This is a genomic window from Mitsuokella apri, assembly GCF_051886055.1.
GTDB lineage: Bacteria > Bacillota > Negativicutes > Selenomonadales > Selenomonadaceae > Mitsuokella.
This window is the reverse complement of sequence record NZ_JBJEXT010000033.1, coordinates 19,600-38,129: the sequence shown is the minus strand read 5'-3', so window position 1 is coordinate 38,129 and position 18,530 is coordinate 19,600. Positions and strand designations below refer to the sequence as shown.

The window sequence follows — 18,530 nt, the reverse complement described above, 5'->3', positions numbered from 1 at the left end:
TGTCTGCCGCATCATGATTTTTGCAGTGACAGAGGGGGAATTCGATGAAAGGAGCAAAGGCCGTGGCGCTCTGCCTCAAAGAACAGGGCGTGGATACGGTTTTCGGTTATCCGGGCGGCATGATCCTGCCGCTTTACGATGCTTTTTATGAGAACCCCGATATTCGGGAAATTCTCGTGACCCATGAACAAAATGCCGCACATGCCGCTGACGGCTATGCACGCGTTTCGGGCAAAGTCGGTGTCTGCATCGCGACATCAGGACCGGGCGCGACCAATCTCGTCACGGGTCTCGCCACGGCTTTCATGGATTCGATTCCGGTCGTGGCCATCACGGGGCAGGTCGATACGTCCATGATGGGTCGGGATTCTTTTCAGGAAACAGATATCCTCGACGTGACCATGCCGATCACAAAACACAATTTCAAGGTCAAGGACCCGAAGAAACTCGTGCCGACCGTGCGCAAGGCCTTTGCGCTTGCGCGCCACGGCAGACCCGGCCCTGTGCTCATCGATGTGCCGCGCGATATTTTCCTCGCGGATGTCGACTACGAGCCGGAGCCTCTGCCAGAAGAAAAGCACGGCCAGCCCGACGCCGACTTTCTGATTTGTGCAGCGGAAGCAGCCGACGAAATCGTCAAGGCGAAAAAACCAGTCGTCATTGTCGGCGGCGGTGTTATCTCGGCCGGCGCGACGAAAGAAGTCATCGCCTTCATCGAGAAATATCATCTGCCGGTCGTCCATACGCTCATGGGCCTTGGCGCCATCCCGCGCTCCCATCCGCAGTCCCTGGGCTTTGCCGGCATGCACGGCGAGAAAGCCGCAAATCACGCGATTGGTGCGGCTGACCTCGTCATCGCCATCGGCAGCCGTTTCGCCGACCGCCAGACGGGCAATCTCGACAAGTACACGCAGAACACGAAGTTCATCCACATCGACATCGACCCTGCCGAAATCGATAAGAACGTCGCCAACTGCCTTGGCCTTGCCGGCAATATGAAAGTCATTTTGTCCCTCCTGATGAAGCACGATGCAAGCTCGGGCCTGACGGACTGGTGGACGCAGATTGACAAATGGCGTGAGGCCTATGCCTATGATTATCACCAGAACCGACTGACCGTGCCTTGGGCGATGCATCAGGTCAGGCTGCAGACGCAGGGCAAAAAATACGCCTATGCGACTGACGTCGGCCAGCACCAGATGTGGGCGGCCCTGCATCTCGCCATTGAGGAGCCGCGCACGTGGCTGACCTCGGGCGGCCTCGGCACGATGGGCTTCGGCCTGCCCGCGGCCATGGGCGCGCAGCTCTACTACGGCAAAGACCGCCGCCTCATCCACGTGGCCGGCGACGGCGGCATCAAGATGACGGGCAACGAGTTCTACACGATTGCAAGGCTCAAGCTGCCCATCATCTCGCTCATTGTCAACAACCGGAGCCTCGGCATGATTCGCCAGCTCCAGAAAGTCATGTACAAAGAGCGTTACATCGCCTGCGAGCTCGACTACCCGATGGATTATGTCAAGTACGCCGAGAGCTTCGGCATCAAAGCCGAGTCCGTCTCGACACAGGATGAATTTGCCGAGGCCTTCAAGAACGCCCTCGACGACAAAGACCATCCGCGCGTCATCATCCTCAACGTCTGGCGCAGCTTCGTCGAACCCATGACCAAGGGCGGGGCCCGCATTGATGAGTTTGTTGAGTTTAAGTAAAATGGCATAAAGAAAAGGATTGTGCATTGTGGCTGCTGCCATACTGCACAATCCCTTTTTTATAGAGAGATACTTACTATAGTATTACATTGTAATGATAAAATCATCGTGATATAATATAAATAAAGGAGATGATTTTATGGCCACAGCACTGTTACAGGTCCGTATAGACGAAGCAACAAAAAAGCGTGTAGATAAGAAATTAAAACGCATGGGGATGACTGCCAGTGGTGCAGTGAACCTTCTTTTTCATCAGATTGATATTCAAGACCGTATTCCGTTTGAGATTGTCGGAGATAAAAGAGAATCGCTGAAAGACAGCATCGAGAATATAGAAGCTGGCGTTGGACTAAGCAAAAAATATAAAGATACACAGGAACTTTATAAGGATTTAGGGATATGAAACTGACTATCCGATTTTACCGCCAATTTAAACGCGATATAAAGCTAGCCAAGAAACGTCATCTGGATATGGAGCTCTTGAAAACGGTTATCGATACTTTGAGCGAAGGAAAGAAGCTGGATGAAAGCTACAGGGATCATCCACTGCGTGGCAAGTATGTAGGATACCGAGAATGTCATATTCTTCCCGACTGGCTACTAATATACAAAGTAGTAGAAAAAGAACTTATTTTGGTTCTTGCCAGAACAGGAACACATCAGGATCTTTTTGATGAGTAGTATAACTGCCGCCTTCGGGCGGCTTTTTTGTATGGAAATAAAAAAGCCATCAAGTCGGCTTTTTCTTAGACAAGTTAATGATCGCATCGATGATGGCTTTTGATTTTTCGTCCAGATGGGGGTTGTTGATGAGCTGTGCAGGCGTTTGTTGGTGATGTGTTCCGCGAGTTTGATGGTATTTATTTGCTTGGTCATTGAATTTGTGCAATTGCTTTTACACAAAGAATTTTACACTTTCATTAATAATATAGAGAAATTAGCAGGATTTCCGGACGCAGCATAGAATTTTTAAATAGGTTATTAGTTTTGGGGGACCTAGATAAGAGAAAAGAAAGAGACATTACCAGCGCAGTGGAGATTATTGTTTAGCTCAATGAGGATGATATATTTAAAACATTTGTTCTTAAGAGAGCATGAAGAAAATGTTTTCATGACATTGGATATATATGCAATATCGAACGCCGTCTGATAGGGAAGGGAGAATCGTGTTGTGAATAGAATACCCTGGGATATGCAAGAAGCAGCTGTCCTATTAGACGGTCTGATAAAAGTCAGGGAAGGCAAAATAAAGCGTGCCGATGCTATTACAGATATTTCTAAGCAACTCCGAAATCGGGCAAAGAAGAAGTATGGTACTATTGACGATAAATTTCGGAATGAAAATGGTATAACTTTACAAATGGCACGCCTTGAATATGGGTTTACAAATGGACAATCAGGAATGGGACCTACATCTAAATGGCAAAATGCTATTATCAAGGTCTTTAAAGATGATAATAAAGCTTATAAAAAACTATTGGATGGAGTAAGTAATATAACTAACATGGAAAAAAATCAAAATATGAATTTTTTTGATTGGCTTGACAAATATAAAAATGTTGATGAAAAAATAAAAAGAAAAAATATCTGGATAGATATTAATGCTATTTTGAAACGGAATAGTAAGTTATCTACTAACATTTGGTCTGTTGATGATATTTTTTTTATTGATAAACTTATAAATCAGATAGAAAATAAAAAAATTATTCATTCTGAAACATTACAGGTACAAGCGCTTCAATGTTTGCAATTAATCCGAGAATACCATACTGAAGAAAATGAAATACAGGATACATTTTCAAAAGAAAAATTCCAACATAATATGAATGATAATGAAGATGTTAACATAGATGTTATTGACAAATTTAAGGAAGTATTAGGTGAATATTTTATCAAAGGCTTCAGAGTCCATTCGCTAATTGACATAAAAAAATTCCGAAAATATTACCAGGGAAAATTCAAAGTAGCAATCAATGATTCTAATGAGCAGATAGAAAAGGATATAGACAAGTGCGGATTTGAATATAGAGGAAAAATATATATACCAGATAAAGTCTTAAGTGAAGAGTTACGAAAACAACTCTTTACTTATATAGAAAATAGTTTTAAAAATGGTGCAAAAATAATTTACTTTAAGGCTTTATTTGAACAATTTTATGAGAAATTTCTTGACTCATATATCAATGATGCTGATATGTTAAGGGAATATATTACCTTTTATAACGATAGTAAATATATAATAGAAAATAACTACTTTTATAAAAGTGATTCCCAGATGGGAAATACTTCTATGGATCTTATCGAAGTAGAAGAAATACGTTCTTGTTTGAAGAATCATGTTCTACCAATGAAAATTAAAGAGATCCATAAAGAGCTTCCACATATTACGGAAAAACAAATCAGAAATATTTTAGGACGATATCATGAATTTGCTAGAAATAAAAAATGTGAATATTTCCATGCAGATTGTTTTGATGTCTCAGAGGAAGATTTGGAAAATATCACTGTACTGATATATTCTGAAATAAAAAAACATGAATTTATTACTGGAAATGAGTTATATGATATGATCAGCAATAAATATCCATATATTTATGAACAAAATTCTGTGTATTCTCCTCTTGGATGGCGAAATGCGTTGTGGTATAAACTTGGTGATAAATTCTCTTTTAATAGTAATATCATCAGCGACAAATATAAAGATCTCGCCATGAAAGATGTTTTTTTATATTATGCGCAAAAAAGAAAGAATTTTACTTTACAAGATATTCAACAATTTGCTGATAGTATTGGATCTACGACAATTTATTTTGAAAGCCTATATCAGAAAAGTGCAAGGATAAGTGAAGATAGATTTGTTCAAAAAGATGATCTTATTTTCAATGTGAGTGAAACAGACAAGGTACTCAGTAAATTTTGTACAGGTGATTATATTCCGATTGCTGAAATTAGCAATTATGGAATTCTACCAGATGCATCTTACCCGTGGAATACATATTTATTAGAAACCTACATAGCTTTTTATAGTAAGAAGTATTATTTATTACATACAGGCTATAACCAGTATATGGTTCTTGGTTCTATGGTTGATAAATCAAGTGATATAAAAGATTTTTCGATGCTCATTACAAGAGTAATTGCTGATGCCAAGGTTCCTTTGGAAAAAGAGGCAGCTCTTTCTTATCTTTGTGATAAAGGATATATTGGCCGCCGATCATACCGTGGTATTGAGAAAATCTTGATTAATGCTCGCACTATACGAAATAGAAAGGAAAAGTAAAATATGTACTCATACGAATGGGATCCTGAAACAGGAGGAATCCTATTAAATAGTTCACCGCTTAGTTTTAGTAAAGAACCAAGACCTGTTTATTATAAAGAACTTGATATACTTGGTTTTGATAAATACTGGAACTACAAAAAGGATGATTCTTATCCGTATATGTGGGCTGAGTCGAATACGTATATATATCGTGGACGAAAAGTTGCTAAAACGAAGGGCGGCTCTTTTTATACTGCGCCAGAATTAATTTTGCTTGAAGATCCAGAGCCTGACGGAAATCCATTACAATTTGTGGATGTCCCTACTATGGTGGAAAAAAACCGTGAAATAATTGAGACGCTTTCACAGAACACAATAAAAAAGATTTATAATACTTATATAGAATATAGCAATAAAATAGATGTATTCTATGTTGCTTTTAGTGGTGGAAAAGATAGTATTGTAGTTCTTGATCTTGTGCAACGAGCATTGCCACATAACCAATTTAAGGTTCTATTTGGAGATACAGGAATGGAATTTCCTGATACTTACGAGGAACTAAAAAAAATAAAAGAAGAATGCAAAAAAAAGAATATAGAGTTCATAAAAGCAGCATCAACTATGAATGTAGACCGAAGCTGGCATACATTTGGTCCGCCAGCAGTAACTATACGTTGGTGCTGTAGCGTACATAAATCAACACCGCAAATTCTTAAGCTTAGAGAGTATACAGGTATTCCAAATTTTAAAGGTATGGCATTTACAGGAGTACGCGGTGATGAAAGTATCTCAAGAAGTGAATATGATGAGATTAGCTATGGAAAGAAAATAAGAGGTCAGTATAGTTTCCATCCTATTCTTGAATGGAATTCTGCAGAATTGTTTATATATATATACCAAGAAAATCTTATCGTTAATGAAGCGTATAAAAAAGGAAATTCTAGAGTAGGATGCCTTGTTTGCCCTATGTCTTCTGGAAAGCACGAATATATGAAGGCACAGTGTTATAAAGATGATGTGGATTGTTTATTAAAAAAAATAAAAGAAACGAGTGGAAAAACATCTTTTACATCACAAGAGATGGATAAGTTTATTGATAATGGTTTATGGAAATCAAGAAAAACTGGAAGAGAATTGAATCTAGGATGCGATAAACACATTATAGATGTAAAAAATGGAAAAACAATTATTTCGGTAAAACAACTTAGTAATGAATGGAAAGAATGGGCCAAGACAATAGGAGAGTTTATTCAACTTTCCGAACAAGATTATTCAATTAACTTCAGTAAGAAAAATTATAAAATACACCTTGAAGATAATGATGATAACACAGTTATTACTTTTCCTGATTGCGGAACGAGTAAAGATGATATAAAGTTTATTTCCTTATTTAGAAGTGTCATTATAAAAACTATATATTGTGTAGATTGTGATGTATGTGTTGCTAATTGTCCCTATGATTATATAAGTATGAAAAACGGACTCGTAATTGATGATAGGTGTGTTCATTGTCATCAGTGCCATGATATTTACGAACATTGTCTGAGATATAACTCTATAAGAAATAAAATTGGGGGAGAAAAAATGGTAAAAGGGCTAGATAGATACTTTAGTTTTGGCATCAGAAAGGAATGGATAGATTTTTATTTTCAAGATAAAGGATCTGATGAATTTTGGAACTCTGATGGTCACGGACATGTTGCAAATAAGAAAAAAGATGCCTTCTTGAATTTTATTAAAGATGCTGGTCTTGTTAGCTATAATCGTTTAGATGGTGATAATAAATATACAAAAAATAAACCTAATAAATTTGCGAAAGTACTATTTTCTATTGGAAGCGATTCGGAAATAACTTGGGGGCTTATGCTCAGTAATCTGGCTTATACACCAGAATTTAAGTGGTTTATAAAAAATATACCTTTCCATGAGAGTGTTACTCCAGAACGACTTAAGTATATGCTGGAAGATGTTATGAGTAATGACACAAAAGGATTAGGCAAAAGAAATATATCAGATGCCTTCAAAATATTACTTATAAAAACGCCTTTTGGAGAAGCTATTGGACTCGGAAAGTGTGACTACAAAAAAAAGGTAAATTCTTCTGGAAATGAAACTATAACATTGAATAATTTTTATCGTGATAAATGGTATAATCCGGACATAAAGGTTATACTATATTCACTTTATAAATTTGCAGAGTCGTGCGGTGATTATTATCAGTTTTCACTTTCGAGATTAATGGACTTTAGCATAGATGGTGACGGTATTAGCCCTGCCGAAATTTTCGGATTAGAAAAAGATACGATGAAAAAAATATTAATGGGACTGAGTATAAATTATCCTGATTTTATAATGACGCAATTTACTTTAGATCTAGATTCAATAACATTAAATGCGCAAAAGACATCTATGGATGTTTTGGAATTATTTTAAGGGGAGTTTTACATATGGATACGTATCGCCATTATTTTGATATTGACCCAGATTATTTTCCAGCTGTAAATGAAAAGGTAATAAATGATAATCCGGACATGTGGGAAAAATTCTTTCCACATGAATCATTTGTTAGATTATTGAAAACCACAGTAAGTGTTTTAGATAGAAGACAGAAGTTATCCATCTGGGTTGAAGGTGCTTACGGTACTGGTAAATCTCATGCTGTCCTGACATTAAAGAAACTTTTGGATGTAAATGAACAAAAAATGCAGGATTATTTTCAAAAATATAATCTAGATAATGATCTTCTTAATAATTTTAAACGCATAAAAAATGATGGACAAATTTTGACAGTTCATCGTTATGGTTCTTCTGATATACATGGTGATAATGATCTTGTTTTTGCCGTTCAAGAGAGCATAGAAGAGGCCTTCAGAAAATCTGGTATAGAAAATAAAGGTCGTGAATCATTAAAGGAAGCTATTATTCGCTATCTATCTGATTCTGAGAATAAACAAAGTCTTGAGATCTTTATAAAAGGTAGTTATTCAACTCTTTTTGGCGGGGATGATGTAGATACTATCATAGAAAAATTGAAAACGTATCATGGTGCAGCTTTGCATACTCTCATGGAAAAGATATTTAAGCTATCTCACGAGAAACAGATACGGGCATTTTCTATGACCGTAGATGACCTTATTAATTGGATTATAGAAACGATACATGTAAATAACTTAAAATCAATCGTATTTATGTGGGATGAATTCACTGAGTACTTTTATAATAATACCAGAAATCTTACTGGCTTTCAAAAACTTCTAGAGTTGAGTGAAACGGAGCCATTTTATTTTATTCTTGTGACACATATTAGTTCTAGTCTCTTCCATGAGGGAGATAAGGATTATAAAAAATTAAACGATCGTTTTGTAAATCCGCATAGTCAGATATCCTTACCTGAGAACATTGCTTTTCAATTAATGGGAAGTGCAATGGAGAAAAATTCCGACTCCGTAGTTAGGAATGAATGGAATGATATTGTAGAGGAACTTGCTAATCGTACAAATGAATCTAGAAAAACCGTGGGCAAGGAAGCCGGAATTAAAGAGCAGGAGATGCTGGACATACTGCCTATTCATCCTTATACCGCATTATTGCTAAAAAATATTTCATCTACATTTGATTCCAATCAGAGAAGTATGTTTGATTTTATAAAAAATGATCGTGGTGATGACATTAAGGGATTTCAATGGTTTATCGATAATTACGGACCTTATGGTGGCCCAGATAATACAGATAATCCTCTTCTTACTGTTGATATGCTGTGGGACTTCTTTTATGAAAAAGGTAAAGAGAGCCTTGCACGTGATGTTAGAACGACTCTTGATTATTATAGTCGTGTTCAAAGGCGTGGCCTTGATACAGATGAGAAACGAGTGTTGAAGACAATATTATTATTGCAAGCAATCTCGCAGCATGTGGCAGATTCGGTAGAGATGTTTATCCCGAATGAAAAAAATTTGGATCTTGCTTTTGAAGGATCCGACATCGAGAACGATGTATTACGTATTGCAAAAAAACTAGATAGGGATAAGATCATTTTTCAAAATAAATTAGGTGTAAATAACTTTCAGTATAATGCTTATATTAACGAAGCTAGTGATGAGGAATTAGAGAAATTCAAAAAAAATATTGATGATAAATCTACATATTCTTTGATTACTGAACACTTAAATGATAATACAACTGTACTAGATGCATTAGCATTTGCTGATGGCGCTTTAAAACTTCGTTATAATTTAAAGTATGTTTCATCGAGGGAATTTGATAGCACTATCAGGAAGTTGCGGAATATTGATGAAGAGGAAGGAAATAAGATTCCTGCAGTTGTCTGTTTCGCAAAAAATGATGAAGAAGCAATTCTTGTGGAGAAAAAAATACAAGAGGCTCTGCATGATGGCAGCTATCATTTAGTATTCATCGATGCCACGACGACTCCATTTGGTCAGGATGGATATGACCAGTATCGAGAAGATATGGCTCAATCGCTGTACCAGACCGGTAAAGATAATGTATTAAGTGAGCAGTACTCTAGAAATGCCAAAGAGGCTTTAAAAAAATGGAAAGAACGAATTTTTAACGGTGATGTTATCGTTTATACGCAAAAAAACACTGCTGGTGAACGAGCTACTTCAAGGGATTTATTTGAAGAGATTCTTAAGAAGATTGACCGGGAGAAATTTCCTAGATGTCTTGAAGGTGAGTACAATGTACTGCCTACGATGTACAAGTCAACAAATTTAAAGCAGGCTGTACAATGTGGTGTTGAGAGAAAAACGAAGGGAGCATTTACTTCTGGTAATCCTAAGACTAAATTGGAGACTGCCTTAAAAGAAGCATGGGATGATCCCGTATATTGGAAAACGCATCCTAATATTTTGATTTCTAAAATAAAGACTGCTGTTGATCAGGGAATTCAAGATGAATTTAGGAATTCAGGTAGAATTTCAATCAGAACTATTTGGGACATATTGGAAGCTTCTCCTTATGGATTTATGCCATGCAATCTTTCCGCGTTTATTCTGGGGTTTGTCCTTAAGGAATATACAAATGGAGAATATTCATGGAGTGACGGACTAACTAATGATGAGCTTACACTAGATAAATTGAAAGAAATGGTAGACGAAGTAATTCATCTCCAAATCACATCAAATCCTAAATATAAGGATAAGTATATTGTTACCTTAACTCCGGAAGAAAGAGCCTTTAACGAAAATAGTGCTATGGTATTCGGTGTTTCTAAGAATTTATGTACATCATCTGAGCAGACCAGAGGTGTTGTTCGTAATAAGATGAAGGAATTTCCCTTCCCACTTTGGACCTTAAAAGAGATTACTTCAGAAATAGGGCTTGAGACAAAATCCAATGTATTGGATGAAATGATTGATTGTTATTGTGGAATTGCTAATAGTGGAAATGTTGGCAGTTTGAAAACAGAAAATGATATTGTTAATCAAATAGGAAAGTTATACTTGGATAATCCTAGTGCGACAAATGATTTGAAAACACTTTTTTCAGAGGATAACTGTATCGAAGGAATGAAACATTATCTTAGTAGGTTTGAAGGAGGAATATTGCCAAGGCTTTCTGATGAGATTGAAGATAAGGGGCAGTATATTAATGCTGTAAGAGAGAAATTTGATGCTGATGCTGCAAACTGGGTTTGGAATAAAGATACAGCTAATCAAAAGATTCGTGAAACAATTATAGAATATCAAATTATCGCAGAGAGCAATAAGATATTGCCTAAGGCAACATCATTTACAGAAACAATCAAGGAATGGTGCGATAAATGCAATCGCCTGCATATGTCTTATACAGCAGCTAAAGATAAATATGGCAGCATTTCGGATTTCATGAAGATGCTTTATGAGATAGAGAGAACAGGAAGCCTTTCTGGGGAAGAAAAAAAGAAAAAATTCCTTTCTCTTTTGCAAGTAAATGGTTCCGGATTTAAACAATATTATGAACATCAAGAGGACCTTTTTGAAGTAGTATGTGAATTTTATCTTGATGGATTTGATGATGATGAAATAAAAGAAATTTATAAAAAGATACCAGCGGCAGGTACTTTTGTGATGGATAAGGCTGCTTATTTAGGTCTGGTAGATAATACTTCAAAAAAATATCGTAATTCTTTAGGATATGAACAACTTAAGAATTTCTGGCAGGATAAGATACAGTCATCTCTTACTCCGCAGGAATGGTCTAATAGGCATAAAATGCCTATTTTATGCCTCGTCCCGGATAATGAAGTGACACAGGCAAAACAAGCTTTTGACGTTCTTAATAAAGCTCATCCAGATGAGGCTTCTGTAACAAAGGCTAAAGAATATCTAGAAAAGGCCACCTTTTATTCGAAGATGGATGATAATGACATGCTTGATAAGATATTTGCCAGATCTATAATCAAAGATTATTCCGTAATTTTGACAGATATAAATGATGTCAAAGAATATCTTAGCAGAACTTTAAGTGATGATCCCTACGATTGGTTTGGTTTACCTAGCGTTGAAAAAAAGATAAAGCAAATGGCGGAAGCAAAGTATAATCAAAGTGGAGTGAATAAGGCATTAGAAAAAATTGATAAGATGGATGCAGATGACGTACGTCGTTACTTAAAAGAGCTGATTCAGGATAATATGACAGTGGGAATAGAGATTATCAAGGATAACTGAGGTGACAGTTATGAACATCACTGAATGTAAAGGAAGAATTAAGAAGTTTTTAGAAAAGAATGATGTAGAATCACCGTTGATAGTAGATGTTCAAAATCAGAATGATCTCAAGGAACTAATCCGAGAGTTTTGCGTTAAGTCTGGGAGTCATGTATCTGCAGCACATTACTGTAAAGAGGATGAGTATCCGCGTATCGAAAATATCATTAATGATATCCAGAATAGAGAATGTGACTATTTTTTTCTTACAGGATTGACTTCATTCTTAAGACTTGTTGGAGAGCACGAACTGACAGATGTATTACGCGCAATTGTTAGCTTAACTACAACTAGTCATGTGGTTATTATTAGCTATCAGTGTAAGCGGTTCTTGAATTTTGGTGATCCTCGTATTAGTCGAAGAATATTAATATTAGATGGAGATATAGCAAAGATTCCCCATATATATTTTGTTTCACCTAAATTGCCAATTCCTCAAGAAGTAATGTCAAAGAAAGGGATTGAAAAATTAGCAGATGTAATTGAATATGAAGAAAATGACGATATTTATCTAGTAACAAGAATTGAAAAAAATACATTTCAGAATGCCCTTTATAATATTACCGAGATTCAAAGTGCATATGATATCCTCTGTCTTAAAGATATAAAAACACGAGAATTAAATAAGGAAATGGGAACAGAGAAGCAATGGCAGTATGCACTTTCGTTATTTGATTCTAGCTGGGATGATCTTATTGATGCTGAGTTTGGTGATCATAGAAAGCTCGATATCTATATTGCTGGACTATCTTGTAAGTCAGACGAGTATCGTTGGCTGTATTATATAGGAATAAAATTATACGGAGCAAAGGGGAATTGGTGTTTAAATGATGCAGCAATCCATTCTAACAGTTTGGAGGAGATGAAACGAAACATCTACATCGGAATTCTTTCGAGATCGCATAAGGAGAATGATTTTTGGGAATGCTATACAAGCAGAAAAGAAATCATCTGCCAAATGGAAGATCACTCGGCTGAAATTGTATCTTTTCGTAATCTCGCTCGTGCAAAAGGACAAGATGAGATCTATTACCTCACGGATGTTACGCAATGTGAAAAAGAAGAGATATTTTACGTTCTTGATCGATATGGAGCTCAGATAGGTCGTGCTAAGCTGGTTGATATCTTGGCGAAGATATATCCAGACCTTTGTTCATATTTAAGACCATATGAGTATAAAGACAAATTGTTAACTGAGTACTTTGATGAATATAATTATCAAAAAGTGATCAATAAGCTTTTTCCTGAATTCTATGAGAAGGTACTTGATCAAGCGGAAAAACGTGACTATAATGCTCTTCTTCCCCCCAGGTCCTCGAAAATTGAAGAAATATCAAAGGAAAATGCGTTACTCTATTTCGTAGATGCTATGGGAGTAGAATATCTAAGTTACATAAAGTCTCTATGTAATAATCTGAAGCTGCATGTAGACATTACTGTCTGTCGTTGCGAGCTTCCGTCGATAACAAGTGTCAATAAGGAATTTTTGAATGGTTGGTCGCCAGAACAAATTATATCTATTAAAGATATTGATGATATCAAACATCATGGGAAGGATGACTTCGATTATTACAGAAAATCCAAATTGCCAATTCATCTTATAAAGGAACTTGAAATAATCAAAGGTATTTTAAAAAATATTCAGGAAAAGCTTCGGAATGGGCGGGATGAGGCAGTAATCATCTCTGACCATGGAGCCAGTCGTCTGGTTGTTCTCTATGACCATGAAAATATTTGGGAAATGGGGAATAATGGTGAACATTCAGGAAGATGCTGCAAGAAGAACGTTGTTGATAAGCAGCCAGCGTATGCAGTAGATGCTGGGGATTTCTGGTCATTAGCCAATTATGATCGTTTTAAACATGGAAGGAAAGCAAATGTCGAGGCTCATGGGGGCGCAACATTAGAAGAGGTCTGCGTGCCAATCATAAGAATTAGATCCACAGATAAAATAATTGAAGCCTATATTATGTCTGCTGAATCGGATTCTTTAGGAGATATTCATGAGGTTCCAGAGATAAGAGTAAGCTACCGTAAGAAAGCTGAAATTAAACTGTATTTGACAGTGGAATGTCGTGATGTTTCTATTGTGATAAATGAAAAAAATTATAAGGCTATTCCGCTTGGTAATGGCTATTATAGTGTAAAAATGCCAGATTTGAAGAAAAAAGGACAATACTATGTAGATATCTTTTCCGGCGACAATAAAATAGCAAATCATTTACCACTCCTTATTAAGCGGGAGGGTCAACAAGAAAATGATTTGCTGTAGGAGGATCTAATATGGAAGATAAACTACGTGAATGTTTTGAAGATATGGTGGTTTATAAGGATCTAAAGAAAAGTAATTTCTTTTCCTCTCTTGGATTACCTTCTTTTTTACGAGATTGGGTTTTGAAAAAATTTGAAGATGATGATGGAAATTATGATATTGAAGAAGTAACCAATTTCATAAAAACTTATCTGCCAAAAAAAGAAGAGTGGCTTAGTATAAAGAATCGTATTGCATATGAGAATGAACGTGTAAAAATTCTTACAAAGATAAGCGTGGATATCGATATAAAGACAGGAGAAATATCATTTTCACTTCCTAATTTTGGTGTGACAAATAAAGAAACTATCATAGAGCCATCCGTTTGGGAGCAGTATAAAAATGAATTAACTAGAGGACAAGAAACTTGGGGGGTAATCGAACTAGGATATCGTTTCCCAGATGATACTGTAAGACCTAAGATAACGGGTAAAATTAAGATGACTGGCTTTACTAATTTTTATCCGTATATAGCCGAATTAGATTACTATAAAGATGTTCGTGAAGAATTTTCTATTGGAGAATGGATTGATATTCTTCTAGGTGCAATCGATTATAATGCTGAGGGATATAAGGACGAGAATGAGAAATTAGCAATGCTGACTCGTCTGTTGCCTTTTTTAGAGAAGCGACTAAATCTTCTTGAGCTTGCACCAAAGGGAACAGGAAAATCGTACGTTTTTGGAAATTTGAGCAAGTATGGAACTTTGACCGATGGCGGTAAAATTACTCGTGCCAAAATGTTTTATGATACGAGCAGACATAAACCGGGCTTTATTGTAGGGACTGATTACGTTGCTATCGATGAGGTCAAACTGGTAACATTTAACGATGTCAATGAAATGCGTTCCATTATGCAAGGATATATGGAGCGTGGACGTTTCAATATAGGGGGATATGAAGGCGAATCGTCTGCTGGTGTCGTACTTTTAGGCAATATCGATATAAACAACATGGACGAATATAAAAGTATGTTTAATGAACTTCCTTCTCTGTTCCAAGAGAGTGCACTTGTAGACAGAATTCATGGCTTTATTAAAGGTTGGGACATTCCTAAAATGAGCGATGATCTAAAAGTTTCAGGATGGGCTTTAAATACTGAATACTTTTGTACTATTATGCATATGCTGCGTGATGATGTAAGCTATCGCGCTATTGTTGATGAGATAGTTAAGGTTTCAGACAATGCATATGTGAGACATACCGAAGCCGTTAAACGTATTGCGACTGCATATTTAAAGTTACTTTTCCCGAATGTAAGGTCTGCTGATGATGTGGATGTACACCAATTCAATCGCTACTGTTTAAGACCTGCAATTCGTATGCGAAAGAATATATGGCGGCAATTATCTATTCTTGATTCGGAATATAAGAATGATGATAAATTAATGCCAGATTTTACAGTAAGAGGTTAATTTATGAAATACGAATGTATTGCTTGTGGGAAAAAAGGGCTTGATAAAGATACCATTGGCATCAATAAAAAGTTACTAGGTAGGGATATAACAAATTATTATTGCATGGACTGTCTAGCAGACTATCTGGGATGCACAGTTGATGATTTACTTGATAAAATAGAAGAATTTAAAGACGAGGGATGTACTCTTTTTGATTAGGAGATGGTTGTTTCATGATTTATGCAGATAATGCTGCTACTACTAGATTAAGCGAGAACGCTTTTGCTGCCATGAAGCCCTATCTCCTTGAACAATATGGAAATGCATCTCAACCATATTCTTTTTCTCGACCAATCAAAAAGGCGTTGAAGCATGCCCGTGAAACTATCGCGGAGTGTATAGGCGCTTTGCCAGAAGAAATATTTTTTACTTCTGGCGGTACAGAGAGTGATAACTGGGTAATCAAATCTTCCTTATTTCTCCCATCAACAAAAAATCAAATCATTACTTCTCAAATAGAACATCATGCGATTTTAAATTCGTGTGACACAGTTCAAAAACTCGGTATAGATGTAAAATATCTGCCAGTTGATCATCAAGGCGTGATAAATCCTGCTGTTTTGAGAGATAGCATATCTGAAAATACGGGCATAGTGTCAATCATGTATGCAAACAATGAAATTGGTACAATTGAACTAATAAGAGAATTATCTAAAATTGCTCACGAGAACGGTGCGCTTTTTCATACGGATGCTGTTCAGGCTGTCGGACATGTTCCCATTGATGTCAGGAAATTAGATATTGATCTTCTGTCGGCTTCCTCACATAAGTTCAATGGCCCGAAGGGGATAGGATTTTTGTACATGAAGAAGGGCGTTCGTATTCATCAATATGCGGATGGTGGCTCACAGGAAAACGGAAACCGAGCTGGAACCGAAAATGTAGCATCGATTGTTGGTATGGCAGAAGCTCTCAAGGAAAATACCTCGAGGATGGATGAGCAAAAAAAGAGACTCCTTAATTTGGAAGATACCTTGATTCAAACACTTCTGTCAGAGAATCTAGACTTTATTCGTAATGGTGCGGAAGATCACTTACCAGGGAATGTAAATATTTCTTTTCGCAATGCAGATGGGGAAATGCTTTTGCACCGTCTTGACCTGATGGGAATTTGCATCTCTACAGGATCGGCATGTGATTCAGTTAATACGCAGATTTCGCATGTACTGCAGGCAATCAATGCCCCTGAAGAATACGCAAAAGGAACTATTAGAATAACATTTGGTGTAGACAATACTCCTTTTGATGCGGTAAAGATAGCAAAGTCTATAGGGAAGATTTTGTCTTAACGTAACCAGAAGAGCTACATACTTGTGTCATAATTTGTAATGTGAAAAAGGTTTTTGTGTCGTGTGATATACTATTGTATAATATATAGGTAGAAAAGAATACGGCGCAGAGGCTTTTTTTGCGGCCGTTTAGACATAGGGGGAATTTGTATGAATATTATTGTGACCGGCGGTGCCGGGTTTATTGGTTCGAATTTTATTTACTATATGCTCAAGAAGCATCCGTCCGACCGCATTATCTGCGTGGACAAGCTGACGTATGCGGGTAATCTCGAGACGCTTGAGGGCGCGATGGAGAAAAAGAACTTCAAGTTCATCCGTGCGGATATCGCGGACCGCAAGGCGATTTACCGCATTTTTGAGCAGGAGAAGCCGGATGTCGTCGTGAATTTCGCAGCGGAGTCGCATGTCGACCGCTCCATTGAGAATCCGGAGATTTTCCTGCAGACGAATATCATCGGCACGAGCGTGCTGCTTGATGCCTGCCGCAAGTACGGCATCGACCGCTATCATCAGGTTTCGACGGATGAAGTCTACGGCGACCTGCCGCTTGACCGTCCGGACCTGTTCTTTACGGAAGAGACGAACCTCAAGACGTCGAGCCCGTATTCGGCTTCGAAGGCCGGCGCTGACCTGCTCGTCATGGCTTACCACCGCACGTACAAGCTGCCGACGACGATTTCGCGCTGCTCGAACAACTACGGTCCGTACCATTTCCCGGAGAAGCTCATCCCATTGATGATTATCAACGCGCTGTCCGACAAGAAGCTGCCGGTCTACGGCGACGGCAAGAATGTCCGCGACTGGCTTTATGTCGAGGATCACTGCCGTGCCATCGACCTCATCCTGCAGAAGGGCCGTGTCGGCGAGGTTTACAACATCGGCGGCCACAATGAACGCGCCAATATCGATGTCGTCAAGACCATCCTCAAGGAACTCGGCAAGAGCGAGGACCTGATTGAGCACGTCACGGACCGCAAGGGCCATGACCGCCGCTACGCCATCGACCCGACGAAGATTCACAACGAACTCGGCTGGGAGCCGGAGACGAAGTTCGAAGACGGCATCAAGAAGACGATTCAATGGTATCTTGAGCACCGCGACTGGTGGATGGGCATCATCAGCGGCGATTACCAGACGTATTATGAGCGCATGTACGACAAGCGCGCCATTCTTGAGTACGCAAAAATCTGATTTGCTCTGGGCATACCATGGGCATAAAAAAGAGGTCATCACGGGATGGCCTCTTTTTTATGGTAGTTAAAGATTTTTGTGCATGACGTATTTGTCCGTTGCCGTGTCGAGCATTTCCTGCCAAGAGGAGAATTTTGTCGACTTTCTGACCCATGCATCCATTTTTTCCTCGGGCAGGGCTTCGAAGTCTTTCTGACTCTCGATTTTCAGATGACTGCCCTGCAGAAATTTCTCAAAGGTGCGGAAGCGCGTGTATTTGCGCATGAATGAGGTATTGAAGACATCGTCAAAGTCGACGAGCTCCGGCATGGTCTGATGGGGCAGCTGGTAAAAACCGGTGATTTTTATGGACATGGAGAACCTTCTTTCCTTTTTTTGCGATAACATAAATGCTTCTTTTATTTTAGCAGAAAATTTGTCGGGAAAAAAGTCGGAAGAGGGGTTGACAGAACGGCTGACTTTCCCGTATAATAATATCTGTCGTTAGCGGTTGTGCTAAAGACGGGGGCATAGCTCAGCTGGGAGAGCGCTTGCATGGCATGCAAGAGGTCAGGAGTTCGATCCTCCTTGTCTCCACCATATCGAATGCACAGAGTCA

Annotated in this window: 12 protein-coding genes and 1 tRNA gene; 12 read left to right on the top strand and 1 reads right to left on the bottom strand. The window is 38.1% G+C overall.

Annotated elements, in window-relative coordinates; genetic code table 11:
* The first annotated feature begins 44 nt into the window (after nucleotides 1-44).
* The 11 genes from ilvB (at nucleotide 45) to rfbB (ending at nucleotide 17,932) form a co-directional block, all read left to right on the top strand.
* Nucleotides 45-1,709 (top strand): biosynthetic-type acetolactate synthase large subunit, encoded by a 1,665-nt coding sequence (gene ilvB / locus ACI4OH_RS04005; RefSeq protein WP_295634070.1) that lies wholly within the window; start codon nucleotides 45-47, stop codon nucleotides 1,707-1,709.
* A gap of 139 nt (nucleotides 1,710-1,848) precedes the next feature.
* Nucleotides 1,849-2,112, top strand: a complete 264-nt coding sequence (locus tag ACI4OH_RS04000; RefSeq protein ID WP_435721292.1) for a type II toxin-antitoxin system RelB/DinJ family antitoxin — start codon at nucleotides 1,849-1,851, stop codon at nucleotides 2,110-2,112.
* Nucleotides 2,109-2,390 carry a type II toxin-antitoxin system YafQ family toxin gene (locus tag ACI4OH_RS03995; RefSeq protein ID WP_435721293.1) on the top strand — a complete coding sequence of 94 codons (282 nt, stop codon included), beginning with the start codon at nucleotides 2,109-2,111 and terminating at the stop codon, nucleotides 2,388-2,390. Before ACI4OH_RS04000 ends, ACI4OH_RS03995 begins: the two co-directional genes overlap by 4 nt.
* Nucleotides 2,391-2,880: 490 nt before the next feature.
* Nucleotides 2,881-4,989, top strand: coding sequence for a hypothetical protein (locus ACI4OH_RS03990; RefSeq protein WP_435721294.1), 2,109 nt, complete (start codon nucleotides 2,881-2,883; stop codon nucleotides 4,987-4,989).
* Nucleotides 4,990-4,992: 3 nt separating this feature from the next.
* Nucleotides 4,993-7,404 (top strand): phosphoadenosine phosphosulfate reductase domain-containing protein, encoded by a 2,412-nt coding sequence (locus ACI4OH_RS03985; protein ID WP_435721295.1) that lies wholly within the window; start codon nucleotides 4,993-4,995, stop codon nucleotides 7,402-7,404.
* A 14-nt stretch (nucleotides 7,405-7,418) separates the two neighbouring features.
* Nucleotides 7,419-11,642 carry a hypothetical protein gene (locus ACI4OH_RS03980; protein WP_435721296.1) on the top strand — a complete coding sequence of 1,408 codons (4,224 nt, stop codon included), beginning with the start codon at nucleotides 7,419-7,421 and terminating at the stop codon, nucleotides 11,640-11,642.
* 10 nt (nucleotides 11,643-11,652) lie between these two features.
* Nucleotides 11,653-13,953 (top strand): BREX-4 system phosphatase PglZ, encoded by a 2,301-nt coding sequence (gene pglZ / locus ACI4OH_RS03975; protein WP_435721297.1) that lies wholly within the window; start codon nucleotides 11,653-11,655, stop codon nucleotides 13,951-13,953.
* A gap of 11 nt (nucleotides 13,954-13,964) precedes the next feature.
* Nucleotides 13,965-15,407, top strand: a complete 1,443-nt coding sequence (brxL, locus tag ACI4OH_RS03970) for a BREX system Lon protease-like protein BrxL (protein ID WP_435721298.1) — start codon at nucleotides 13,965-13,967, stop codon at nucleotides 15,405-15,407.
* Between the two features lie 3 nt (nucleotides 15,408-15,410).
* A complete protein-coding gene (locus ACI4OH_RS03965) occupies nucleotides 15,411-15,608 on the top strand; it encodes a hypothetical protein (RefSeq protein WP_435721299.1) in 198 nt (65 codons plus the stop codon).
* Nucleotides 15,609-15,622: 14 nt separating this feature from the next.
* Nucleotides 15,623-16,738, top strand: coding sequence for a cysteine desulfurase family protein (locus tag ACI4OH_RS03960; RefSeq protein ID WP_435721300.1), 1,116 nt, complete (start codon nucleotides 15,623-15,625; stop codon nucleotides 16,736-16,738).
* Nucleotides 16,739-16,888: 150 nt separating this feature from the next.
* Nucleotides 16,889-17,932 carry a dTDP-glucose 4,6-dehydratase gene (gene rfbB, locus ACI4OH_RS03955; protein ID WP_295632835.1) on the top strand — a complete coding sequence of 348 codons (1,044 nt, stop codon included), beginning with the start codon at nucleotides 16,889-16,891 and terminating at the stop codon, nucleotides 17,930-17,932.
* Between the two features lie 66 nt (nucleotides 17,933-17,998).
* On the opposite strand, the gene ACI4OH_RS03950 is transcribed toward rfbB, so the two are convergent.
* The gene (locus ACI4OH_RS03950) at nucleotides 17,999-18,286 is read right to left on the bottom strand and encodes a hypothetical protein (RefSeq protein ID WP_295714963.1); all 288 of its coding nucleotides are present in this window, start codon (nucleotides 18,284-18,286) and stop codon (nucleotides 17,999-18,001) included.
* A 149-nt stretch (nucleotides 18,287-18,435) separates the two neighbouring features.
* Between ACI4OH_RS03950 and ACI4OH_RS03945 the strand changes: the two genes are divergently transcribed.
* Nucleotides 18,436-18,511, top strand: a tRNA-Ala gene (locus ACI4OH_RS03945).
* Nucleotides 18,512-18,530: the final 19 nt, after the last annotated feature.

Excerpts from the sequence above, each read along its gene's own strand:
- ilvB (WP_295634070.1), top strand. The coding sequence starts at position 45 with ATGAAAGGAGCAAAGGCCGTGGCGCTCTGCCTCAAAGAACAGGGCGTG.
- ACI4OH_RS04000 (WP_435721292.1), top strand. The coding sequence starts at position 1,849 with ATGGCCACAGCACTGTTACAGGTCCGTATAGACGAAGCAACAAAAAAG.
- ACI4OH_RS03995 (WP_435721293.1), top strand. The coding sequence starts at position 2,109 with ATGAAACTGACTATCCGATTTTACCGCCAATTTAAACGCGATATAAAG.
- ACI4OH_RS03985 (WP_435721295.1), top strand. The coding sequence starts at position 4,993 with ATGTACTCATACGAATGGGATCCTGAAACAGGAGGAATCCTATTAAAT.
- ACI4OH_RS03980 (WP_435721296.1), top strand. The coding sequence starts at position 7,419 with ATGGATACGTATCGCCATTATTTTGATATTGACCCAGATTATTTTCCA.
- pglZ (WP_435721297.1), top strand. The coding sequence starts at position 11,653 with ATGAACATCACTGAATGTAAAGGAAGAATTAAGAAGTTTTTAGAAAAG.
- brxL (WP_435721298.1), top strand. The coding sequence starts at position 13,965 with ATGGAAGATAAACTACGTGAATGTTTTGAAGATATGGTGGTTTATAAG.
- ACI4OH_RS03965 (WP_435721299.1), top strand. The coding sequence starts at position 15,411 with ATGAAATACGAATGTATTGCTTGTGGGAAAAAAGGGCTTGATAAAGAT.
- ACI4OH_RS03960 (WP_435721300.1), top strand. The coding sequence starts at position 15,623 with ATGATTTATGCAGATAATGCTGCTACTACTAGATTAAGCGAGAACGCT.
- rfbB (WP_295632835.1), top strand. The coding sequence starts at position 16,889 with ATGAATATTATTGTGACCGGCGGTGCCGGGTTTATTGGTTCGAATTTT.
- ACI4OH_RS03950 (WP_295714963.1), bottom strand. The coding sequence starts at position 18,286 with ATGTCCATAAAAATCACCGGTTTTTACCAGCTGCCCCATCAGACCATG.